Origin of the sequence: Acinetobacter soli, from assembly GCF_000760595.1 — a bacterium.
GTDB lineage: Bacteria > Pseudomonadota > Gammaproteobacteria > Pseudomonadales > Moraxellaceae > Acinetobacter > Acinetobacter soli.
The window spans coordinates 436,235-460,704 of sequence record NZ_BBNM01000001.1 but is presented as its reverse complement, the minus strand read 5'-3'; the positions used below and the strand labels follow the sequence as shown (position 1 = coordinate 460,704).

21 protein-coding genes and 1 tRNA gene are annotated in these 24,470 nt (G+C 43.8%); 13 read left to right on the top strand and 9 right to left on the bottom strand.

The window, feature by feature from the left end; translation table 11 throughout:
- The first annotated feature begins 128 nt into the window (after positions 1–128).
- On the top strand, positions 129–512 hold the full coding sequence (locus Aso01_RS02190) for an SCP2 sterol-binding domain-containing protein (RefSeq protein WP_004939712.1): 384 nt from the start codon (positions 129–131) through the stop codon (positions 510–512).
- A gap of 75 nt (positions 513–587) precedes the next feature.
- On the opposite strand, the gene Aso01_RS02185 is transcribed toward Aso01_RS02190, so the two are convergent.
- Both Aso01_RS02185 and greB read right to left on the bottom strand, forming a co-directional pair.
- Entirely contained in the window at positions 588–1,700 is a 1,113-nt protein-coding gene (locus Aso01_RS02185; RefSeq protein WP_004939708.1) for an MltF family protein, read from the bottom strand.
- 549 nt (positions 1,701–2,249) lie between these two features.
- Positions 2,250–2,726 carry a transcription elongation factor GreB gene (gene greB, locus Aso01_RS02180; protein ID WP_004939704.1) on the bottom strand — a complete coding sequence of 159 codons (477 nt, stop codon included), beginning with the start codon at positions 2,724–2,726 and terminating at the stop codon, positions 2,250–2,252.
- Between the two features lie 307 nt (positions 2,727–3,033).
- Between greB and Aso01_RS02175 the strand changes: the two genes are divergently transcribed.
- Positions 3,034–3,123 (top strand) — tRNA-Ser (locus Aso01_RS02175).
- A gap of 308 nt (positions 3,124–3,431) precedes the next feature.
- On the top strand, positions 3,432–4,076 hold the full coding sequence (locus tag Aso01_RS02170; protein WP_004939702.1) for a TetR/AcrR family transcriptional regulator: 645 nt from the start codon (positions 3,432–3,434) through the stop codon (positions 4,074–4,076).
- Between the two features lie 23 nt (positions 4,077–4,099).
- Here the strand turns inward: Aso01_RS02170 and tcuB are convergent, their stop codons facing one another.
- The 6 genes from tcuB to Aso01_RS02140 form a co-directional block, all read right to left on the bottom strand.
- On the bottom strand, positions 4,100–5,248 hold the full coding sequence (gene tcuB / locus Aso01_RS02165; protein WP_004939700.1) for a tricarballylate utilization 4Fe-4S protein TcuB: 1,149 nt from the start codon (positions 5,246–5,248) through the stop codon (positions 4,100–4,102).
- On the bottom strand, positions 5,238–6,644 hold the full coding sequence (gene tcuA, locus Aso01_RS02160; protein WP_004939698.1) for an FAD-dependent tricarballylate dehydrogenase TcuA: 1,407 nt from the start codon (positions 6,642–6,644) through the stop codon (positions 5,238–5,240). Before tcuA ends, tcuB begins: the two co-directional genes overlap by 11 nt.
- A 102-nt stretch (positions 6,645–6,746) precedes the next feature.
- The gene (locus Aso01_RS02155) at positions 6,747–7,676 is read right to left on the bottom strand and encodes a LysR family transcriptional regulator (protein WP_004939696.1); all 930 of its coding nucleotides are present in this window, start codon (positions 7,674–7,676) and stop codon (positions 6,747–6,749) included.
- A 131-nt stretch (positions 7,677–7,807) separates the two neighbouring features.
- Positions 7,808–8,602: a substrate-binding domain-containing protein gene (locus Aso01_RS02150; protein WP_004939695.1), complete on the bottom strand. Its 795-nt coding sequence runs from the start codon at positions 8,600–8,602 to the stop codon at positions 7,808–7,810.
- Between the two features lie 89 nt (positions 8,603–8,691).
- Positions 8,692–10,002 carry an MFS transporter gene (locus Aso01_RS02145; protein ID WP_004925205.1) on the bottom strand — a complete coding sequence of 437 codons (1,311 nt, stop codon included), beginning with the start codon at positions 10,000–10,002 and terminating at the stop codon, positions 8,692–8,694.
- A 268-nt stretch (positions 10,003–10,270) separates the two neighbouring features.
- Positions 10,271–11,200, bottom strand: a complete 930-nt coding sequence (locus Aso01_RS02140) for a LysR family transcriptional regulator (protein WP_039910099.1) — start codon at positions 11,198–11,200, stop codon at positions 10,271–10,273.
- 217 nt (positions 11,201–11,417) lie between these two features.
- Here Aso01_RS02140 and Aso01_RS02135 point away from each other — a divergent pair, with 217 nt between their 5' ends.
- Complete coding sequence (locus Aso01_RS02135; protein ID WP_004939691.1) at positions 11,418–11,801, top strand: VOC family protein; 384 nt, start codon at positions 11,418–11,420, stop codon at positions 11,799–11,801.
- A gap of 10 nt (positions 11,802–11,811) precedes the next feature.
- Here the strand turns inward: Aso01_RS02135 and Aso01_RS02130 are convergent, their stop codons facing one another.
- Positions 11,812–12,714, bottom strand: coding sequence for a LysR substrate-binding domain-containing protein (locus Aso01_RS02130; RefSeq protein WP_151765490.1), 903 nt, complete (start codon positions 12,712–12,714; stop codon positions 11,812–11,814).
- Positions 12,715–12,900: 186 nt separating this feature from the next.
- On the opposite strand from Aso01_RS02130, the gene Aso01_RS02125 reads away from it, so the two are divergent.
- From Aso01_RS02125 to Aso01_RS02085, 9 genes are all read left to right on the top strand, one after another.
- Positions 12,901–13,650: an SDR family NAD(P)-dependent oxidoreductase gene (locus Aso01_RS02125; protein ID WP_004939687.1), complete on the top strand. Its 750-nt coding sequence runs from the start codon at positions 12,901–12,903 to the stop codon at positions 13,648–13,650.
- Between the two features lie 75 nt (positions 13,651–13,725).
- Positions 13,726–15,024 carry an MFS transporter gene (locus Aso01_RS02120; RefSeq protein ID WP_039910004.1) on the top strand — a complete coding sequence of 433 codons (1,299 nt, stop codon included), beginning with the start codon at positions 13,726–13,728 and terminating at the stop codon, positions 15,022–15,024.
- 18 nt (positions 15,025–15,042) lie between these two features.
- Positions 15,043–15,888 (top strand): transketolase, encoded by an 846-nt coding sequence (locus Aso01_RS02115; protein ID WP_155757073.1) that lies wholly within the window; start codon positions 15,043–15,045, stop codon positions 15,886–15,888.
- A 12-nt stretch (positions 15,889–15,900) separates the two neighbouring features.
- A complete protein-coding gene (locus tag Aso01_RS02110) occupies positions 15,901–16,908 on the top strand; it encodes a transketolase family protein (protein WP_004939678.1) in 1,008 nt (335 codons plus the stop codon).
- Positions 16,909–17,331: 423 nt separating this feature from the next.
- Complete coding sequence (locus Aso01_RS02105) at positions 17,332–18,012, top strand: GntR family transcriptional regulator (protein ID WP_004939675.1); 681 nt, start codon at positions 17,332–17,334, stop codon at positions 18,010–18,012.
- A 23-nt stretch (positions 18,013–18,035) separates the two neighbouring features.
- Positions 18,036–18,920, top strand: a complete 885-nt coding sequence (prpB, locus tag Aso01_RS02100) for a methylisocitrate lyase (RefSeq protein WP_004929161.1) — start codon at positions 18,036–18,038, stop codon at positions 18,918–18,920.
- 216 nt (positions 18,921–19,136) lie between these two features.
- A complete protein-coding gene (prpC, locus tag Aso01_RS02095) occupies positions 19,137–20,294 on the top strand; it encodes a bifunctional 2-methylcitrate synthase/citrate synthase (RefSeq protein ID WP_004929159.1) in 1,158 nt (385 codons plus the stop codon).
- Complete coding sequence (acnD, locus tag Aso01_RS02090) at positions 20,294–22,927, top strand: Fe/S-dependent 2-methylisocitrate dehydratase AcnD (RefSeq protein WP_004939671.1); 2,634 nt, start codon at positions 20,294–20,296, stop codon at positions 22,925–22,927. The genes prpC and acnD overlap by 1 nt, the downstream gene beginning before the upstream one ends.
- Positions 22,928–23,013: 86 nt before the next feature.
- Positions 23,014–24,345, top strand: coding sequence for a phosphorylase family protein (locus Aso01_RS02085; protein ID WP_004939670.1), 1,332 nt, complete (start codon positions 23,014–23,016; stop codon positions 24,343–24,345).
- The last annotated feature ends 125 nt before the right edge of the window (positions 24,346–24,470 follow it).

The following is a 24,470-nucleotide window of genomic DNA, read 5'->3' as shown; positions in this document are numbered from 1 at the left end:
CATACAAAAAAGGTTAACGGACTTTTTAGAGATCATGCTATAACAAGGCAAAAGCTGTAACGCTTCAACCATGATGCTGTCTGGAAAAACAGCACACATAATTGAATAAATTGACTTGAGGAATAATCATGCCTGCATTTTTAACTGATGATTGGTTTACAACTGTTGAAAAACTAAGTGCAGACGCAGGTGATCTAAATTTACCACCAGCACTTGCAAATTTAGCCATTAATCTTGTTGTTGCAAATGCAGACAACACCACCGAAGTATCCTTGGAAAACGGAAAAATTCATAAAGGTCTTTCTCCGAATGCCAAAACCACTTTAAATATGGATGCTGAGACGCTTCGTAAGGTGTTTTTAGAGTTTGATATGGCGGCTGCAATGCAAGCCTTCATGACAGGCAAAATCAAAGTGCAGGGCGATATGTCTCAGTTGATGGCTTTACAAACTGCAAAGCCTAGCCAAGAGCAAAAAGATCTGTTCAAACGCGTACTTGAGCATACTGCTTAATTTACGCCAGCCTTGTATAAAGAAAGCTTACGCAGATGCAGTAAGCTTTTTTTATATCTGTATGATCAATTCGGCTTAAACATCAACCCAGCGTGGTGAAGTCTTGATGTGCTCCAAATAGGCACGAATCCGCGTAACATATTGCAAGGCTTGTCTGTAGCGGCCATTGCTGGCCTGATTACGATTTAGGTAGTTGTACAGGTTAAGCCACTGGTTTGGGTTTTTGCCCTGTGCCTGAATGCGCTTTTGAATTTGAGCGACTGCACCTGGCCCCATGTTGTACGCTACCAGAGCGTACCAGTTACGATCTGGATACGGAATCATTTCATACTGCTTGAGCATTTGATCATAATACTTTGCGCCGCCCTGAATGCTTTGGGTGGGGTCGTTGCGATTACTGACGCCCATCGCCTGCGCTGTATTATTGGTCAGCATCATTAAACCGCGGACACCAGTGGGAGAGACTGAGTTGGGTTTTAAATAAGACTCTTGATAGCCTATGGCTGCCAATAAATGCCAATCCAGATTGTATTGCTCAGCGCTACGTTTAAAGCTTGCCTTATATACCGGAAGTCGGTTACTCAAATCGCGCTGAATAATTTCCCACGATTCAGGCTGCACCACATTGCGGTTATAAAATGACGCCAATTGCTGCATGGTGCCATTTTGCTTACTTTGACACACATAACTGCTCGCAGTCTGTGTAAGTGGATCATCGGCATATTTAAACACCCAGTTGAGCGATGCATTGAGTCCATTTTGCGTCAGTGTACTGTCTGCACCACAGCTGGCCGAAAAAGAAATCAGTTGCTTGGTTTCAATGCTGTGTAAATCTGCGGTGGTCATGGCCAGATTGGCCCGGCCTTCGTTGATCCATTTTAACGCAGTCGCATCATCTTTGACGGTTTTAAACTTGAGCTTAACGTTAAGGCTCTGTGCATAATTTCTTACCAGATCGTAACCAAAGCCATGAATAAACTCACCGTCTTTGAACACTGTAGTAGGCGATTCGACCGCAACCACAGTGAGGGTATTACTATTAACCACCGTATTATACTGGTGGGCTTTGCTGGCACTAATACTGTGAAACGGAAACACCATTGTACTTAATGCAAGCGCTTTCAAGGGGAGAGAAGAAAATAAAGTGTCTAGGCCAAGCCTCGACCCAGAAGTTGAACTACTGTGCATGTTGTCTCCGCTACAGATAATTTACGCCCTAAAAAATTTTGGCAAAACGAATACACAAAACTTTTTTCAAGTTGGTAAATCCAAAGAGGATGGGCATTCATGACGTCATTCGTGATGACATGGGATTAACAATAACTATGTAGAAAAACTACAAAGTTTAAAAAACAACCAAATAAAAAGTAGGGCGAATAATAATTGCCTAAAAACCTCTTGTCAAATTTTTAGGTCAAAAAATAGTCTTTACGATATATAAGCCTATGATTTACTAAGGGAAGAAAATTTATACACTGAAGTTGTGGTCTAAAAGAGGAAGCTCTGCAACAGTATGTAACCAAATTGTAAATTGGTAACTGTTATGAATATTATAATTTTACTTAATTTGGTGGTTATTTCAGCGCTTGTAAGGCCTGTAAACAAAGACACGAAAGCAAAAATATCCTGTTTGTTTTATGTGCAAAATTCATGTTTTTCGACTTACATTTGCAATATTCAGATACGCATTAGCTGTAGGGTATCTGCTCTAATGATCAATCATTTGTACCGTATCGATTAGCCTGATTGATAGCGAATCGAATTGATGTACCATATCTTCCGACCCAATGGGGTTTGTACAGTCACCTCATCATTGATGGATTTACCCAAGCATGCTTTGGCCATGGGAGACTGCAACGAGATATAATCTTTACGGCCATAAATTTCTTCATCCCCCACAATCCGAAATTCAATGGTTTCACCTTCGTCATTTTCAAGCGCTACCCAAGCACCAAAATACGCTTTGCCGTCTTGCTCAGGGCTGTACTCTACTTTATGTGCCACTTCAAAAAGTTTGGTTAAATATCGGATTCTGCGGTCAATCTCACGTAATTTTTTCTTGTTGTAAATATAATCGGCGTTCTCTGACCGATCGCCTAAACTGGCTGCCCAAGACACAATTTTGGTAATTTCAGGACGTTCTTTACGCACCAAATCGTTAAGCTCATTTTGTAAGCGTTGATAACCCTCTGAGGTGAGTAATTTGCGGTTCAAGAGATTGCTCCAAATACATGTCAGACTGCTGTGTAAAGCTACTATACTCTGCGCTCTAGATGCAGTACTTTTTTCACATGGGTGTGCATTTATAATTTCATCTGAGCAAAAAATTAATGAAGGTATTAAAAAAAGCTGTTTTTTTGTGCTTTATGTGCGAAAAGTGCCCGATTTTGCTCGTAAATGATTCTACTAAATACTCAACATGAGAAAAAAAGCCCATATTGTGCTTATTTTGAACATTTAACTGATTTTTATTAAAAATAATTTGCCAAGTGATGTTTTTATTTATATGATAGCCGCCATTGGAAGCGTGGCAGAGCGGTTTAATGCACCGGTCTTGAAAACCGACGAGGGTGTGAGTCCTCCGTGAGTTCGAATCTCACCGCTTCCGCCAAATACAAAAAAGCCCTGAAAAAATCAGGGCTTTTTTATTTTAAGCGTTGATGCTGATGCAGCATAGTCTTTCTAAAATGTAAATCTGGAGTTTCATCGCACATTTTAGATTGCCGTTGTGAATTTTGAAATTTCGTTTTGACTGAATCAAAAAAACAAAATATCTTCATCGTGAATCAATCATCAGATGAAGACCAAAAAAAAGCGTCAACATAAGTTTAATTAAGCCAAATTGGCTTTTCTCCATACTTTTTATACAATTAATTTATAAAATAATAATGAAAATTCTCATTTAACGATAAATCCACTATGGCCAACAAGATCGCGTCGAAATCATTAAAGACATTAGAGCGGCGTCACCTTATTATCGATAAAACACTGGCATTGATTGCGCAAAAAGGAATAGATGGCGTTTCAATTGCGGAAATTGCCAAAGCCACCAGTTTGGGTCATGGTCAAATCTATCGCTGTTTCCAAGACAAAAATGAAATTTTAAAGCAGGTGATTCAGCAGGTGACGCAAAAACGTCTGATTCTATTTCATTTGGGCAATCATGACATTCATAAAAAAGCCAAAGAAATCAGTACAATTTATCAGAGCGATTTAACTAATGATGAAGTGAGACTGATTTATGAATTAATGAAATTAAACCAGCAACATCCACTTTTTGTGTATGCACAAGAAGCAGATGACAGCTTGACAGAATTTGGTCTACAAATGCTGCGCTTTAAATATCCGCAGGCCACTGAAGCACAGATTGTGGCCTTATCGGAAATAGTGGCGATATTTACAGAAGGAAGTTTACTTCGCCGTTTACACGGCTTTTCCAGTCGTGCCGACATTGAGCGACTCGAACAGATGTTTGTGGTATGTTTAAACGCACTAGATGAAATGCTTGATGTGCCTCAGCACTCATCAACTGCTACAACAGGTCATGAATCAAATTTCAGATAATATTCCACCTAATTCTTTTGAGCTTAAGCTGATGTGTCCTGTTGGGTGGTATGCTGGCGTGTTTCAATGGCAAATTTGAGTAAAGATGCGCTGCGGTAAAAACCATGTGCGAACTTTCCAAAAGGCATGGTAATAAAGAAAGTCATGACCGTGGCTAAGTGGAAAATCAGTAAAAGCGCCATGTATGGAGAATTACGAAATGCCATGAGAGCTAAGCCTGAAGCACTGACTAAAATTAAAAGGAAAATAAAGCCTCGATCTACAGGTTTTTGCTCGCGGTCACCATGTAGTGGATGGCGTTTAAGATTTAAATAGAGCAGGCCAGATGGCCCAACCACTAAGCCGATTCCACCCAGCGTACCCAAAATAACAGGCAAGCTTAGGTAAGGATAAGGTGCATGGAGGTTAAGGAAATAGTGATATAAAGTCGCTACACCTGTGGCTGCAAAGCAAAGCATAAAGCCATAAAACGTCAGGTGATGGAACACACGACGAATGAGTGTGTAACGGTCATCTTGCTCATTACAGCCTTTGCCATGTCCACCATCTAAATATTTAAGCGTTAACACATTTTGAGAGGCTTGAACCAGATCGGGTTTCTCAACTTTACCGTGAATGACTTTAGATGTTTGTCGCCAAAATTTACCAATTCCAATACCGAGCAAAACAATGGCAACTGTAAAGGTCGCTCCAAACAATAGAGCCAAAAAGTTATGCGGGAAAATCGCATAGAAATTACCTTGATAGCCTGCAAACAGGTTAATACCTTTATACAGCACCATAGCGAGCATGCATAAAAAGAAAATAAGTGTTAATACCGAAACAAAAGGAATTCCCACAGATTTATAAAGTCGCCCTAAAGGCTGCGGGGTCGCAAACTCTTGGTAAGTTTCTAAACGTACTTGCGCCATCGCTTTGGGAATGTTTATCCCAAATTCGTGTGGCGGGGCATATTGGCAAGCGTGTAAACACGCACCACAGTTATGGCACAGGTTTGCGAGATAATGAATATCGGCTTGATTAAACTCAAGGCGCTTGGTCATGGTGGCAAACACGGCACAAAACGACTCACAGTAACGACAAGCATTACAAATCTGTAGCGCTCTTTGAACTTCCTGCTCATGCTCAGAGAGCTGAACAACTGGAATTAGGGCTTGAGTACTAGCATTCATGTTCAACTCCTTGTGAAAGTGCATAGCGGGCTGCATTTTTTCCGGCAATGCGTCCGAAGGTCGTGCCGATCGACATGCCAACGCCTGCGGTATAACCCTGACCAAGTACGTTACCTGCCATCATTTCACCTGCCACAAATAAGTTGCGGCTGGCTTTATTGTTAAAACGCACAGCAGCATCGTCTTCGACTTTTAAGCCTAAATAGGTAAAGGTAATGCCGGGTTTAAGCGCATAGGCATAGAAGGGCGGGCGATCGAGCGGAAGGGCCCAATGGGTCTTGTTGGGAACGATATTTTGAGTGGTACAATCGTCTAAAACCGTATGGTTAAAGGTGCCTTGTACGCAGGCTTTATTAAATTCGTCTACGGTATGGCATAAGGTTTTTGCATCTAGCCCGATTTTTTCGGCCAGCTCTTGAATGCTATTTGCTTTTACCCCCGCAAATACAGGTGGCATAAAGCGACCAATGGCTTTTGAATCAATAATGGAATAGGCGATTTGCTGTGGCTGTTTGGCCACAAGGCGACCCCAAATCGCATAACGTTTTGGCCAGAAGTCTTCGCCTTCATCATAAAAACGTTTGGCCCTGTTATTAACCACAATTCCCAGTGAAACGCAGTCAATACGAGTGCAGATGCCACCGTCATATAACGGTGCGCGTGCATCTACAGCCACACAGTGCGATTGCGATGGATCACCAATCATATCGGCGCCTTGATCGATCATAAATTTGAGTAAGTTGCCTTGATTAAAGCGGGTTCCACGGATAATGAAATTATCGGCAGGCCATTCGCCGTTTTCATTTTGTCCCCATGCTGCCCTTAACCATTCCAGATTTGACTCAAAACCACCTGCGGCCAATACACAGCTTTTCGCTTGAAACACACGGCCATCTTCTGCAATTGCAGCTTCAAAATGTCCTTGATTTAACTTGAGATCTTTAATTTTGGTATTGTATAAAATCTCAATATCAAGTGCTTGCGCACTTCGGTAGTAGGCGTTGATGAGGGCTTTACCACCACCCATAAAAAAGGCATTGGTACGCGCAACATGTAAAGCACCTGATAGCGGCGGCTGAAAATTGACACCATGTTTACGCATCCAGTCGCGACATGTTGCCGTGCTACGAATGACTAGGCGGGCCAAGTGTTCATTGGTTTTGCCAGCAGTGACTTTAAGTAGGTCTTGCCAATATTCTTCTTCGGGATAGGCATCGACCAGTACATCTTGAGGAGCATCATGCATGCAACGGAGGTTACGAGTGTGCTGTGAATTACCACCACGCCATTCTTTAGGCGCTGCCTCTAAAACTATCACAGAAGCACCACTCTCTTTTGCTGTGAGCGCGGCACACAGTGCGGCATTTCCACCCCCAATGACAATCACATCATGCATAGATTTCTCCTTTTTTAGCTCAGGCTAATGTAGCTTTAAAAGGCAATATGCAGTGAGAGGCTCAGCTTGAATGGGTGTTTAGTAAAAATAAATACAAATGGCTTAAGTGTTTATAAGCTTCGCACCAGGCCAGCGATTTTCTTGAATCAGGTTGATTACACATGCACGAATCACCACTTTAGTGGCTAAAGTGGCAGGCGAGAGTTCTTCTTCAGACAAACTAATTAAATAGTTAATACGCTCAATGGCAGGTTCTACAACGCGTAGTAAACATAAATCTTGGCGTAAGTTTAATGCGGCACCCGCAGGCTGAATAGTCGCCATTTCGAGTTGGTTGATACTTTCCATCAGCAAATGCAGTCCATCAATCTCATAGGCCACTTTAAGTTGATGAATTTTGTGTTCGAGCAACAAGCGCAGGCCATGTCGTTGGCTCGGTAAAATCAGGGGAAGTTTTTTAAGCTGTGTATGCGTAATGGTTTGCTTGTCGATACAACTTTCAAGGTGATACTGACTCAGCACTTCTTTAGGCGAGATTAAAAACATTTGCTCTTTGACCAAAGGCTGAATAGCCCATTGTGGATCAACATCGTCACGAAAGATGATAGCCACATCGAGCTGCCTTGCATTAACTAAAGCTTTTAAGTCACCCGATAATCCTTCTATTAAACGGACTTTAATGTCGGGGTAACGGTTTCTCATGAGTTTTAAAAAATGTGTGCCAATCACAGCCGCTACACTTGGTGAAAAACCGACGGTCACATGACCACTTAAGCGTGAAGAATGCGCAGAATCTACGGCATGCTCTAGGTGCCTAAGCGCCAGTTGTACTTGTTGAAAAAATGCTAAACCCGCAGGGGTGGGGACTGTACCCAAAGTAGTACGTTGTAAAAGACGAATAGCAAGCTCGCTTTCTAATTTTGAGATTTGCTGACTTAATGCAGAAGTGCCAATATCGAGATTTTTTGCAGCTTTACCCAAACTTCCAGACTCGATCACGGCAATAAAATACTTTAATTGTTTGAGTTCCACGGCAAATACTACATTGTCCTTTGTTCATTATTCTACACGGGTTTATCGCTTTGTATTTTGTTCTATCAGGCTGCGTAAACCGCCGAAAGAATAAAGGCAACATCCTCTCAAAATGCTGCCTTTTAGAGCTTTTATTGTTTAACCTGCTCAAGACCCTGTTCTTCAATCGTTTGTGTCGCTTGAGGCGATTTTACAAATTGAATCAGTTCTTTTGCTGCTTTTGCATGTTCAGAGTTTTTACCAATGCCAGCAGCAAATACCGTGACTTTTTGGTAAGGCGCAGGAATCGGGCCGACCAAATCAACTTGACCATATTGGCCAGTAAACGGTTTGATTTCACTAATTTGCTGGAAGCCAATATCAAACTGTCCTTCAGCAATACGTTTTGCAACGCGGTCGCCGACGACTTTTTCTGCTTTACTCGAAATTAATTTGTATTCGACCGGTGGAAAGCTTGGAAAAACATCTTTTTCAAGGTGTGTACCACTCGCACTTGCTGAATAGCCAATGTGCTTGGCATTGAGTAAAACTTGTTCAAATTTTGCCGCAGAGCTAATGTCTGGCTTTGGCGCACCTTTAGGAACAGCCATGCCAATACTTGAATTGACCAGAGCACGTTGTGAATCTGGATCGACATACCCTTTTTCTGCAAGCTTACTGAGTTCTGGAGCAGCCAGCATCACCACATCAAAACGCTCACCACGATCAAGACGGTTTGGAATTGCAGTGGGCGATGCACCCATAGATGAACCAGAAGACAGATGAACCGTGTGACCAGTTTGTTTTTCAAATAATGGAATGAGTTTTTCCATAGATGAATAAAAACCGCCAGAGCTGATCACTTCGAGCGTGTCTGCATGGGTGAATGTAGAGCCTAAACCTGCACCAGCTAAGCACATACTCAATACAATCGGAGATTTTTTCATAGTAACTCACTTGAAGGACACAAGAACACAGCACGGTTGCAATATGCACGCCGTGCTGTTCATTAAAATTTTCAAATGATGCTGATGTGTTAGACACTCAGTTTTGCCGGTTCAACAACTGCGTCAGGATTGTTCTTTTTAGCACCACGGCATAAATACAGGCTTGAGATCAGGCTACATACGGCAGCAAACATGAGCCAAAAAGCCGGAGTGCTTGGGTTACCAGTGTGCTCAACCAAGAAGGTGCAGGCCATCGGCGTCATGCCACCAAAAATCGCAGCGGCAAGACTAAATGCCAAAGAAAAGCCAACTGTACGTACGCGTTTTGGCATTACTTCTGCCAGTGTGGCAACCATGGTGCCGTTATACAGACCAAAGAAGAAAGAGAAGTACGCAAGTGCAATGATCAGGTTGGTAAAACTAATGTCACTGACCAACCAGCTTAAAACCGGATAACTGGTAAAAATTGCAAGTGTCGTAATGCCGACCAGCACAGGACGACGGCCAATTTTGTCGGAAAGCAAGCCACCCATAGGTAACCAGAAGAAATTGGATAACCCTACAAATACAGTCGCTAAAAGGCTATCTGTGATCGACATTTCTAAAGTACGTTTTGCATAGACAGTGGTGTAAACCGTAATGAAATAGAACGTGGTCGTGGTCATGGCACTCATCATCATACCGGCCAGTACAATGCGCCAGTTACTTGCAAGCGTGCTAAAAATTTCTTTGGTCGTTGGATGGGTTTTTTGTGCTTTAAAGTCTTCTGTTTCTTCCAGCGTACGACGGAACACAAAAATAAGCGGAATGATCAAACATCCAATTAAAAATGGAATACGCCAGCCCCAGTCACTGACCTGAGCATGGCTCAATACCGAATTCAGCCAATAACCCAGTAACGCTGCAAATACTACTGCAATTTGCTGGCTACCCGATTGCCAACTGGTAATAAAACCACGGTTTTTGTCTGTGGCAATTTCGGCCAGATAAATCGATACACCACCGGATTCAACACCGGCAGAAAAGCCTTGCAATAATCGTCCGATCACCACCAAGATGGGTGCAATGATGCCGATCGCATCGTAACTTGGAACAAAAGTAATTAAAATAGTACCCAGTGCCATTAAACTTAAAGTGATAATCAGACCTTTACGACGCCCCACGCGGTCGACATAGGCGCCTAGAAAAATCGCCCCCAACGGTCGCATTAAAAAACCTGCCGCGAATACGGTAAAGGTCATCATAAGTGAGACGTATTCATTTTCTGAATGAAAAAACTTGGCTGCAATATAGGTTGCATAAAATCCAAAAAGAAAAAAATCATATTGTTCTAAGAAATTGCCACTGGTGACATTTAGAATTTTTTTAAACGTAGCACTACGTTTAGCAACCTGTTCCATTAAGACCTCCTTGGTCTGAAAAATGGAAACCATCACGTGTCTCTTTTTTTATGACCGCATGGTCCGTCTTAAGGTGTCGTATTGATCGTGACACAACGTCATGCAGATATTTTGGTAAGAGAGGGTGATACCGTGTTTCCAGTTCAAACGACTTATCAAAGTTTGATAAAGAACAATTCATTTATCATGTGGCAGGAATGTACGAGGAAAAACAGAAAAGGAGTGAGAGTCTAAAAGTAATTGGGTATTTAGAAAAATTAATGACCCTTTATAAAATGAGTTCGGAACACGGCCAGATTTGTGCGCGAATTAATTCTTTTACACAGGCTTTAATGGCTGATTTGGCTGCCAGTGCTGCTGGCGAAAGCTCTTCTTCTGCCAGACTGACCAGGTAATTAATTCGCTCGATTTCAGGATCAATCACTTTTAAGAGCTGGATCTGGTGCTTGTATTTCTGTAAACAAGCACTTCCTGGCCGGACACTGGCCAGATCTAGATGAATCAGGCTATCCATGAGCAGGTGTAGGCCATCAATCTCATACACCACATTGAGTTGACCAATTTTGTGTTCGAGCAGTTTACGTAAACTGTGGCGCTGTCGGGGGAGGACCAGTGGAATATCCCCAATTTGCTGTGACTGAATAATGCCCGTTTGCAAACAATCCGACAAACCATGTTTGATCAGCACTTCTTTTCGTGCCATCAGATACATTTGTTCTTTAACCAAGGGCTGAATGGCCCATTGCTTATCAATTTCATGAGTAAAAATAATGGCAATATCAAGCTGGCGTGAATTAATTGACTGAATCAGATTACCTGACAGCGTTTCGACAATTTCTAGGCGAATATCCGGGTAGCGTTCAGACATTAATTTCATTAAAGGGATGCCAATCAATGCGCTGATGGTTGGCGGAAAACCCAAACTCACATGACCAGACAGACGTGCTGAATGCGCTGCATCAATCGCAAAATTAATCTGACGCAAAATTAATTGAGAGTGTTTTAAAAAAGCAAGACCCGCGGGGGTTGGGGTCACACCAAATGCATTACGTTGTAATAAACGAATGCTGAGCTCTTGTTCTAGCTTGGTAATTTGCTGACTAATGGCAGAAGCACCGACATCTAACTTTTGAGCGGCTTTACCAATACTGCCTGCCTCAACCACGGTTGAAAAATATTTGATTTGTTTGATTTCCATACGCAGCGTTTCGCTCATGATCCATGCAAATACTGGACTAATACTGCCATTTTGGCAGCCAGTTATACCGCATCATAGCAGGATTAAAAAACGCAACAAGCAACAGATTCTTCATTTGACCTATTCACAACTGCGCCGTGGTACGCTTATGATCAAAAATATATTTCATGACTTTTCACATATCTGGTTTTAAGAGTATTCAGGAGATCGTTGCAACATGCACATTTCACATTTAGATCATTTGGTTCTAACCGTGCAAGATATCGAAGTCACATGTGAGTTTTATGCGCGCGTGATGGGTTTTGAAGTTATTGTATTTGGAGACAATCGTAAAGCGCTTAAATTTGGTCAGCAAAAGATCAATTTACATCAGGCTGGAAAAGAGTTTGAGCCTAAAGCTGAGCATCCGACCAGAGGCTCAGCCGATTTATGTTTTATAGCTCAAACCCCGCTTGAACAGGTGATTGCGCACTTAAATGCCGAGCAGGTTCCGATTTGCGAAGGACCTGTGAATCGTACCGGTGCTGTAGGCAGTATTCGCTCGGTTTACATACGCGATCCAGATCTAAATCTGATTGAAATTTCAAACTATACCGATTGAAACCTTAAATTTACACCGTGTCGGATTGAATGTGATTCTGCGAAAATAACTCGTCCTGAATCCAGTTTAAAAACATCTCGATTTTGGGAATAAATTGGTGCGTGCGCGGATAAACCAGATGATGTGCCGAAACTGGAATAGAGAGTGAATCGGGAAAAACACGCACTAATTTGCCCGAATCCAGATAATTTTGAGTGAGTAAGTTACTTTCCAGCACGAATCCCAAGCCATGTGTCGCCGCTTCAAGCGACATATAAGAGCGGTCAAAACTAAAGGTATAAGGAAATTCAGGAATACTCAAACCCTGATGGGCAAACCACTGCGGCCAAGTCACCAGTGTCGAGCGCGACAAAATTAGCTCCTTTTTAAGCAAATCTTTGGGTTCGTATACCGGGCTTCTCGTCAAAAGTTTGGGTGAGGCCAGTACCTCAAGCTGTTCATTCCGAATGGTTCTGATTTCGACCCCCGTCCAGTTCGGTAAACCATGCCGAATATCGATATCAATTTTATCTCGGGTAAAGTGCAGGTTTTCGTACGAGCACGACAGATTTACCTGTAGCATCGGAAATTTTTCTTTAAACGCCTCAAGCCGTGGCAACAACCACAGCAAACCAAAGCTCGGCGATGAGTGAATATACAGGCTGTCTTTAGGGCTTTTATCTGCCGCTTTTTCTGTGGCAAGCATCAGATTGTGCAAAATGGTGGTCACTTCGTGAAAGTAGCGTTCTCCAGACGGGGTCAGCGTGACACCGCGTGCGCCGCGAATAAACAGGCTTTGTCCAATCATGTCTTCTAGTTTGGCAATCTGATGACTCACTGCCGAAGGCGTTAAATTTAGATTGTCTGCTGCTTTGGCCACATTACCTAGCCGTGCTGTTTGCTCAAAAGCCTGAAGGGTTTTGATGGACGGAATCTGATTAAAATTGTTTTCACGGCTATCCATAGTTCTGTCCGGTTTTTGCGTTTTATTCTGCTTTGATTATGTTTAGGCATGAATTTTTTTCATGCCTTGCTGAATTCTATCGTATTGCTGCCTGCACTGAAAAGAGCGAATCTAGCGCAAAAGCACACAAATAAAGTTAAACGAAGAGGATTGAGCATGTTACTACAAGGAAAAGTGGCGTTAATTACTGGTGCAGCATCTGCACGAGGTATTGGGCGTGCAACAGCAGAAATTTTTGCACAGCAAGGCGCCAAAGTGGTGGTGGTCGATTTAGATCTTGAACAAAGCCAGCACGCTGCGCAGGCACTGGGCGAAGGTCATCTTGGGCTTGCGGCAAACGTGGCCAATGAAGAGCAGGCCAAAGCGGCAGTCGATGCGGCAATTCAGCATTTTGGAAAAATCGATATTTTGGTGAATAATGCCGGAATTACTCAGCCCATCAAAACACTCGATATTCAACGTAATGATTACGATCGCGTGCTCGATGTGAGTTTACGCGGCACATTAATCATGTCTCAAGCGGTTATCCCATCCATGAAAGCCAGTGGAGGCGGGAGTATTGTATGCCTGTCATCGGTATCGGCACAGCGTGGCGGCGGTATTTTTGGCGGACCACATTACAGTGCAGCCAAAGCAGGCGTGCTGGGGTTGGCCAAAGCGATGGCGCGCGAGTTTGGTGCAGATAATATTCGCGTTAATTCACTTACGCCCGGACTCATCCAAACCGATATCACGGGTGGACTCATGAATGATGATCGTCGCCATGATATTTTGGCCGGAATTCCACTAGGCCGTTTAGGTAAAGCGCAAGATGTGGCCAATGCTGCGCTATTTTTAGCCAGCGATTTGTCGGCCTATCTCACGGGTGTGACATTAGATGTCAATGGCGGGATGCTCATTCACTAATGGTTTAAACCAAAAATTAAAATAGAGTAACGGCCACACGAGGATAGCGTGGCCACATATACAGGGACTCAAGTAATGGATACGGTTTATTTTCAAGAATCGGATGCAGTGCGTAAATCTGCGTATCGAAAAATTGCGTTTCGGCTGATGCCATTTTTAATGTTGTGTTATTTCTGTGCTTACCTCGATCGCGTTAATGTCGGTTTTGCCAAACTGCAAATGATGAACGATTTGCAATTTAGTGAAGCGGTATACGGTTTAGGTGCAGGAATCTTTTTTCTCGGTTATTTTTTATGTGAAGTGCCCAGCAATATCGTTTTACATAAAGTCGGTGCACGCCGCTGGATTGCCCGCATCATGATTACGTGGGGCATTTTGTCGGGTTGTTTCGCCTTTGTACAAACAGAATGGCAGTTTTATACCTTGCGCTTTCTACTGGGCGTAGCAGAAGCCGGACTGGCACCGGGATTACTCCTTTATCTCACGTACTGGTTTCCATCGTACCGACGTGCCCGCATGACCGTACTTTGGTTTATCGCCATTCCGATCTCGGGCATGATTGGCGGTCCGATCTCGGGCTTGATTATGGACCAGATGAACAATGTGCGTGGTTGGCACGGCTGGCAGTGGATGTTTGTACTTGAAGCCATTCCCACGGTTGTGGTTGGGCTTCTGGTTTTAGCAATACTTAAAGACTCGGTCAATGATGCCAACTGGTTAACAGACGACGAAAAAAGTCTGGTTAAAAAAGAAATTGCCGAAGATAACCAGCACAAAGAAGGCCACGGCAGCATCAAAGATTTTGTTCGTGACCGTCGATTATGGTTATTGGCGGGTATTTATTTCTGTGTGGTGATGGGACAGTACGCCATTACCTTCTGGCTACCCACACTCATTCGTAACTCCGGAATCAGCGATAACTGGCATATCGGATTACTCACCAGCTTACCGTATATGTGTGCCATTTTTGTAATGCTTATGGCGGGCCGCAGTGGTGACCATTTTAGAGAACGCCGTTGGCATTTGATCATACCGATGTGTGCAGGTGCGGCAGCCTTGACACTGGCCACTCTGTTTGTCTCTAACCTGACCGTTTCATTGATTTTCCTCTGTATCGCGGCTTCAGGTGTTCTGACTGCATCATCATTGTTCTGGATGTTGCCTACCAACTTTTTAGGTGGCGTATCTGCCGCAGCTGGTATTGCAGCAGTCAACAGTTTTGCCAATCTTGCCGGATTTTGCTCACCGTATCTGATCGGTTGGATAACGACTAATACGGGATCCAATGCCATCGGCATGTTCATTATAACCGCGGTTCTGTTGTTCGGTGCGACCTTGGTGTCTCGTGTTCCAGCAAAACTGGTCAATCGTTAAAAAGGAAAGAAAATGACAATGTTAAATATCGATCGCGCTGGGCAAATTGCCGAACTTCATCAACGCGCCTATAACATTCGCCAGCACGCATTGCGTATGGGGCAGGTACAAGGGCAAGGATACGTAGGGCAGGCACTGGGTGCAGCCGATTTACTTGCTGTGGCATATTTTCATGCCATGAAGTATCAACCTGAAAATCCGGAATGGGAAGGTCGTGACCGTTTTTATCTTTCGATTGGTCACTATGCAATTGCACTTTATGCCGCGCTGATCGAGGCCAAAATTGTGCCTCTCGACGAGCTGGAAAGCTATGGAGCTGATGACAGCCGTTTACCAATGTCCGGCATGGCCTCTTACACGCCCGGTATGGAAATTACCGGTGGCTCGCTCGGACACGGTTTGGGCATTGCAGTGGGGGCTTGCTTGGCACTCAAGCAAAAAAAATCCGATGCTTTTGTGTATAACCTGCTCTCCGATGGTGAATTAAACGAAGGCTCAACTTGGGAAGCGGTGATGTCGGCTTCACACTGGAAACTCGACAACCTAATTGCAATTGTTGATGTCAATAATCAGCAAGCTGACGGCCATTCAAGTGAAATTCTGGCATTCGAGCCGATTGTAGATCGATGGGAAGCCTTTGGCTGGTTTACCCAGCGTGTTGATGGCAATGATGTACCTGCCTTGCTCAATGCGTTTGATCAAGCCAAACAGCATACCGGACAGCGCCCACGAGTAATTATTTGTGACACCAAAATGGGCAAAGGCGTATCGTTTCTGGAAAGCCGTGAAAAAACTCACTTTATTCGTGTCGATGAACACGAGTGGGATCAAGCATTAAATATTTTGACGCATTATGGTCAATAAGGAGCATTTCTGATGAGCCAGTTAACACATCCGCCAAAGAAAAAACTTACTACCTCAGCCATGATTGCTTCAATTGCTGCGGAAGGACAACCTACTAAGCCAGCGCCATTTGGTCATGCCCTTAATGCACTCGCAAAAGAGCGCGACGATATTGTCGGATTATCGGCCGATTTGTCGAAATACACCGATCTGCACATTTTTGCCAAAGAAAATCCGGATAAATTTTTTCAGATGGGTATGGCTGAACAACTCTTAATGAGTGCAGCCGCAGGTATGGCACGTGAAGGCTTTGTTCCTTTTGCAACCACCTATGCGGTGTTTGCATCGCGCCGTGCTTACGACTTTATCTGTATGGCGATTGCAGAAGATAATTTAAACGTCAAGATTGTCGCGGCTCTACCGGGCCTGACCACAGGTTATGGGCCTAGCCATCAGGCTACCGACGATATCGCGATTTTTCGCGCAATGCCGAACTTGATGGTGATCGATCCATGCGATGCGCTGGAAATCGAGCAGGCCATTCCTCAGATTGCAGCGCATAAAGGGCCAGTTTATATGCGTTTATTGCGTGGTCAAGTGCCTCTAGTACTCGATAAATACAATTACGAGTTTAAACTTGGCAAGGCGCAAGTGATTAAGCCCGGCAAAGATTTGTTAATCATCTCTACAGGCTTACTGACCATGCGTGCCCTTGAAGCCGCCGAAGCTTTGGCGCAAGAAGGGATAGACGTGGCAGTGCTGCACGTACCAACCATCAAGCCACTCGATGAAGACACCATTTTGCAGGAAGTGGCTCAAGGCGGGCGCCCGGTACTAACCGCAGAAAATCATTCGCTGGTAGGTGGGCTTGGAGAAGCGGTAGGTGCTTTGCTGCTTAAACATGGTCAGCATCCGCATTTTGATATGATTGGGCTGCCAGATGCCTTTTTAGATGCAGGCGCGCTACCCACCTTGCATGACCGCTATGGTATTTCGACCGAAGCAGTGAAAGACAAAATCAAGGCACATTTGGCGAAGTAATGACTCTACACGTGTTTAAGCGCGCCCCAAAGCCACGCTCAATTGAGGATTAATTATCGAAAAACACGACAGCATTTATTTCAAAACAAGTTAAAAAAGTACAGCACCACCTATAAGAAGTCTTTTAGGTGGTGCTGTTTTTTAAGATGCCACTAAGCTCATGGCATATACACCTCTACATGTATAGGCTTAGAAAAGTAATCACATCCGCCAAACTGTTTACACTTTGCGAACTTCGACTTAAGTCTAAAAGATAAGTTGATATTCAGTTTATTTAAATAAATTAATTATTTTCAATTAATTAATGGTTTTAATGCTAAAAAAGTAAACGCGTGAGTTTTTTATATTGTCGACAATGTGATTGCAATTTTCGATATCTGTGCGTATTTTAACAACAGCATCGTCGTAATTGTTGACATCATCATGACCGAACTTCTTGAGCCAGCCGCGCGCACAAGTACACAAGAAACCCTGACCGATCAGATTTTTAAAAAAATTCAATCGGCGATTGTCAGTGGTGAAATCGCAGCGGGCAGTAAAATTTCGGAGCCAGAATTGGCACGTGTTTATGGCATCAGCCGCGGGCCGTTGCGAGAAGCCATTCATCGGCTAGAAGGACAAAAATTGGTCGAGCGCACCGCACACGTAGGCGCGCGGGTGGTATCGCTGTCACATCAGCAATTGCGAGAGCTCTATCAGATTCGTGAAAACCTAGAAGGTCTGGCTTGCCGACTAGCCGCGCAAAGCATCGACAAACAGCAAATCTTAAATTTGCGTGACGTATTGCATCTGCACGCGCAAGATCCCGATTTCAAAGAAGGTAAGGGCTACTATTTACAAGAAGGCCAAGACGATTTTCATTACTGCATTATTAAAAATTGTGGCAACAAAACCTTGGAAAAAATGCTCTGCGATGAACTCTATCATTTAATTCGAATGTATCGGGTGCAGTATTCCAAAACCCCGAATCGTCCGCACAGAGCACTGTCTGAACATTTACATATTTTAAACGCGATTGCCGAAGGAGATGCTGAACTGGCAGAACTTCTGATGCGCCGGCATATCGCAGCATCGTATCGCAATATCGAACAACATTTTATTTAATTGACAGGGAGAGAGACTAGCACATGTCTACAGTATCAGCAGGACAAAAATTTAGAGATGCAGTCGCCAGTGAACGCCCATTACAGGTGGTGGGTGCAATCAATGCCAACCATGCCTTATTGGCCAAACGTGCAGGCTATAAAGCCATTTATTTGTCGGGTGGTGGGGTTGCGGCGGGTTCGCTTGGTTTACCCGATTTAGGTATTAGCAATTTAGATGATGTACTGATCGATGTGCGCCGTATTACGGATGTATGCGATTTGCCTTTGCTGGTCGATGCCGATACAGGCTTTGGCGCTTCAGCATTTAATATTGCCCGTACCACCAAATCACTGATTAAATTTGGTGCTGCCGCCATGCACATTGAAGATCAGGTTGGTGCCAAGCGTTGTGGTCATCGTCCAAATAAAGCGATTGTGAGCCAAGAAGAAATGGTCGACCGGATTAAAGCGGCAGTCGATGCACGGACCGATGAAAATTTTGTGATTATGGCACGTACCGATGCATTGGCTGTCGATGGTTTACAGGCTGCGATTGATCGTGCAGGCGCGTATATCGAAGCCGGTGCAGACATGCTATTTCCAGAAGCGATTACCGAGCTTGCAATGTATAAGCAATTTGCACAGGCGACTGGTGCACCCATTTTGGCCAATATTACCGAGTTTGGTTCTACGCCACTATTTACCACCGATGAATTGGCCTCAGCCGATGTCAGCCTTGCGTTGTATCCGCTTTCTGCATTTCGTGCCATGAACAAGGCAGCCGAAACGGTTTATGAAACCTTGCGTAAAGAAGGCACACAAAAGAATGTGGTCGACATCATGCAAACGCGTAAAGAGCTGTATGAACGCATTAACTACTATGCATTTGAAGACTATTTAGACAACGCATTTGCGAAAAAGAAATAAATAAGCCCTCTTTGAAAAGAAGTGGAAATGATGGTCTTGGCTATCGTGAGGGCGGTATGGATGCAGCTACATTGGACGGCCTTGCACTGCTTTTAAAGCGATTAAAGCTCTGATGAGGCACAAGGCGAAGTGGTTAATCTCGAAATAAGAAGTGAAAATGGTACGACTCCATCGTGCCTAATAAATAAATTCAGATCGATAGGAAAGGACAATCTTATGAGCTCAAATGAAACAACAACAGGCTTTAAACCAAAAAAATCAGTTGCACTTAGCGGACAAGTGGCAGGCAACACCGCGCTCTGTACCGTCGGTCGTAGCGGTAACGACTTGCATTATCGTGGCTATGACATTTTAGATCTCGCCGTAGGCAGCCAGTTTGAAGAAGTGGCACACCTGCTGGTACATGGCAAATTACCAAATCAAGCTGAGCTTAAAGCGTATAAAGCCAAATTAAAGGCACTTCGGGGCTTACCGGCAGCACTCAAAACCGCACTTGAACAGCTTCCGCCGTCTGCTCACCCCATGGATGTGATGCGTACGGGCGTGTCGGTATTGGGCTGTTTAACCCCAGAACATGAAGACCATAACGAAGCCGGCGCAAAAGACATTGCCGATAAACTGATGGCCAGCCTCGGTTCGATGCTGTTGTACTGGTATCACTTTAGTAACAATGGGCGCCGTATTGAGGTCGAAACCGACGACGACTCAATCGCAGCGCATTTCCTACACTTGTTGCATGGCGAAAAACCATCTGAAGAATGGATTCAGGCCATGCACACCTCACTCATTTTGTATGCAGAGCACGAGTTTAATGCATCTACCTTTACCTCACGCGTAGTCGCCGGTACAGGTTCAGATATGTACTCGGCCATTACCGGTGGAATTGGCGCACTACGTGGCCCTAAACACGGCGGTGCCAATGAAGTGGCCTTTGTGATTCAGCAACGTTATGACAATGCAGACGAAGCTGAGGCAGACATTCGAAGCCGTGTAGAGAAGAAAGAAGTGGTGATCGGATTTGGTCATCCGGTTTATACCGTGTCTGACCCGCGTAATGAAGTGATTAAAAAAGTGGCCTACGATTTGGCGCAGTCCCAGCAAAACACCAAGATGTATTTGATCGCGGAGCGTTTGGAAGCCGTGATGAAAGAAGTAAAAAACATGTTTCCAAATCTCGACTGGTTTAGCGCGGTAAGTTACCACCTGATGGGTGTGCCAACAGCCATGTTTACACCATTATTCGTGATTGCACGTACCGCAGGGTGGTCGGCGCACGTGATCGAGCAGCGTCAAGACGGCAAGATTATTCGTCCAAGTGCAAACTATACCGGCCCAGAAAATCTCGAATTTAAACCGTTGGCGGAGCGTGGCTAATGTCAAATCCATATCGTAAACCGTTGCCGAATGCTGCACTTGGCGATACTCCGCTGGACTATTACGACGTGCGTCAAGCCGTTGAAGATATTCAGCCAGGTGCTTACCAGACATTGCCTTATACCTCAAAAGTGCTGGCCGAGCAGTTGGTTCGTAAAACAGATCCTGCGCATCTGACCGATTATTTAAAGCAGTTGATCGAACGCCGTCAGGATCTAGATTTTCCTTGGTATCCGGCGCGTGTGGTCTGTCATGATATTTTAGGTCAAACCGCGCTGGTTGATCTTGCGGGCCTGCGGGATGCTATTGCAGATAAAGGTGGCGATCCGTCTAAAGTGAATCCAGTGGTGCCGACGCAACTGATTGTCGACCATTCGCTTGCGGTCGAATATGGCGGATTCGATCCCGATGCCTTTGAGAAAAATCGCGCGATTGAAGACCGTCGTAATGAAGACCGTTTTCATTTTATCGAATGGACCAAAACGGCATTTAAAAATGTCGATGTCATTCCTGCCGGAAACGGCATCATGCACCAGATCAATCTGGAAAAAATGTCGCCAGTGGTTCAGGCACGTGATGGTGTAGCTTATCCAGATACCTGTGTCGGCACCGATTCACATACTCCACATACCGATGCATTGGGTGTTATTTCGATAGGTGTCGGTGGCTTGGAAGCAGAGAACGTGATGCTGGGCCGTGCTTCTTGGATGCGTTTGCCCGATATCATTGGCGTCGAGCTGGTCGGGCAGCGTCAGGCCGGCATTACCGCGACCGATATCGTACTGGCTTTAACTGAATTTTTACGAAAAGAACGCGTGGTTGGGGCATATCTGGAGTTTTTTGGCGAGGGAGCCGACAGCATGTCGGTGGGTGACCGTGCCACCATTTCAAACATGACACCAGAATATGGCGCCACCGCAGCCATGTTTTATATCGACCAGAACACCATCGACTATTTGCGCCTGACAGGCCGTGAAGATGCTCAAGTGGCATTGGTTGAGCAATATGCAAAAGAAATTGGTCTTTGGGCATCTGAAATGACTCAAGCCGAATACCCGCGCGTACTTCGTTTTGATTTATCCACTGTTACACGCAACATTGCAGGCCCATCTAATCCGCATGCCCGTGTTTCAACCTCCGACTTGGCAGCAAAAGGCATTGCAGGCAATTTAGATATAGCCAAAGCACAAGAAGCAGAAGGCTTGATGCCAGATGGCGCCGTCATCATTGCGGCGATTACCTCTTGTACCAATACCTCAAACCCACGTAATACCGTGGCCGCAGGGCTACTCGCACGTAAGGCCAACGAGTTAGGTTTAGTTCGTAAGCCTTGGGTAAAATCTTCTTTTGCACCGGGATCAAAAGCGGCAGCGCTTTACCTAGAAGAAGCGGGCGTACTCAAAGACTTAGAGCAACTCGGTTTTGGTATTGTGGCCTATGCCTGTACCACGTGTAACGGGATGTCTGGCGCGCTTGATCCTAATATTCAGCAAGAAATTATCGACCGCGATTTGTACGCAACGGCTGTACTTTCGGGCAACCGTAACTTCGACGGGCGTATTCATCCATATGCAAAGCAGGCCTTTTTGGCATCTCCACCGCTCGTGGTGGCGTATGCGATTGCCGGCACCATTCGTTTTGACATCGAAAAAGATGCACTCGGCACCGACCAAAACGGCAACGCCATTTACCTTAAAGACATCTGGCCATCCGATGCCGAAATAGATGCACTGGTTAAAGAGGCGGTTAAGCCTGAACAGTTCCGTAAAGTGTATATTCCTATGTTTGATCTGGGTGAGGTTGAACAAGCCGAAAGCCCACTGTACAACTGGCGCCCACAAAGTACCTATATTCGCCGTCCGCCATATTGGGAAGGCGCGCTGGCTGCACCACGCACTTTGACCAATATGCGTCCGCTGGCAATCTTGGGTGATAACATCACCACCGACCATTTATCGCCTTCAAATGCGATTATGATGGATTCGGCAGCAGGTGAATACTTGCATAAAATGGGCGTACCAGAAGAAGACTTCAACTCTTATGCAACCCACCGTGGCGACCACTTAACCGCACAACGTGCCACTTTTGCCAACCCGAAATTGTTTAATGAAATGGTGGTACGCTCCGACGGTACCATTAAGCAGGGTTCAAAAGCGCGTGTCGAGCCGGAAGGCGAAGTGATGCGGATGTGGGAAGCCATTGAAACCTACATGAACCGTAAGCAACCTTTAATCATTGTTGCGGGTGCAGATTATGGCCAGGGGTCTAGCCGTGACTGGGCTGCAAAAGGTGTACGCCTTGCCGGTGTAGAAGCGATTGTAGCCGAAGGCTTCGAGCGTATTCACCGCACTAACCTTGTAGGTATGGGCGTGTTACCGCTTGAGTTTAAAGCAGGTGTGAACCGTAAAACCTTAAATCTCGATGGTACTGAGCTATATAGCGTGATTGGGAATATTGCACCACGTTCGACTTTAACTTTAGTGATTGAGCGTGCTACAGCGGATGGTAAGGAAGAGATTCTGGAAGTGCCTGTAACGTGCCGTTTAGATACAGAAGAAGAAGTGTCTGTTTATGAAGCGGGTGGTGTATTACAGCGTTTTGCGCAAGACTTTTTAGAAGGCCAAGTGGCTTAATATTTAGTCTACAATTGATTGAAAATTATTCAAAATAGCCCTATCGTAATGATGGGGTTTTTATTTAATAATTTATTGAGAATAAAATGAAAGTTTTAGTAATTGCTGCTTTAGAAGAAGAATTAGAACCTTTTCTAAATGAATTTGAAAACTGGGAAGAAGATAGAAATTCTTCAGGTGACTTTTATTATCATAAGAAAGTTATTATTGAGTCTAAAGCAGTTGAAATATTTGCTTCTGTATCACCTAAATATTCTAAAGTAGCATCAGCGGCACATGTTACTAGAATGATGTACATGATAAACCCTAGTATTGCGATTATGATAGGTATTTGTGCGGGAGATCAAAGCAAAGTTAAGTTAGGAGATTTAATAATTTCAGAAAAAGTTTATGATTACGAGACAGGAAAAAGAAAACAAGAATTACTATTGCCTGAAATACAATCGCATGAGTTATTACCTCCAATAATGGGACTAATAAAACAAAGAAAAAAACAGTATAAAGCAGATTTAAATGCATTTTTTAGAGATGATTTTGATGTTTATTTAGCAAGCTTTGCATGTGGATCTGCTGTTATAGAAAAGGATGATATTTTTCAGATATTACAATCAAAATACGATAGAAAAACCTTAGCTTTAGATATGGAATCATTTGCATTCTTTGAGGCTATAAAAGGTTTTTCATATCTTTGCTATGCTATTGTTTGTAAAGGTGTTTGTGATTATGCTAATAACCAGAAAGATGATGAATATCATGAAGCAGCAGCATTGAGATCTTCTAAGTGGGCTAAGTATTTTATAGAAAATGATTTGAAAAAGTTAGAAATTAATTCATTAATTTTATTACCTGAGAATACTCCATTTTATCCAATTACTCTTCCTCGTCCTGCCATAGGCTTAAAAGATAGAGAATTATGGAGAAAAGTGATTGGATGGAGGGAACAGTATGATGAACATTTTATAAACTCTTCATCGAATCTTGAAAGTGAATCTGGATTAACATTTTATAATTTAGGAAATCATCAATATTTATTAGAAGTCAGCTTAGGTTTGTATGCATACCAAGCTGGTTATTTATACATTTATTTGGATGAATCTGAAAATCAACCTAGATGGGAGATTTTGAAATTACGTCGATTTATCTTTGATGTGGATGATGTTATTACAGGTGAGTATTACGATGAATGTGTAGCTGGTTTAGCTGACTTTGATACAAATACTCGAATATTAAGTATTTATCATAAATCTAGAGGAATTGGTGATGGCTATTCAGCCCAGTATCATATAGGAGATGGGGGACGAATAAATTTGCTGAATAGTACTTTATATAGTTTGCCTTCTTCTGGTGAAGAATTTATTGAATCCGAATTGGATATATCGATTCAATATCCAATTTATGAAGATTTGTCAGATATTTAATAAACAGAATGGTAAAAAAGCCCAACATCCTGTTGGGCTTTTTTCGTATTTCGTTACTAGGTATAACTCCTGTCGTACCTCACGTCCTGATGCTTAAACTTATTGTTGTTGTTTTATGTTTCGGA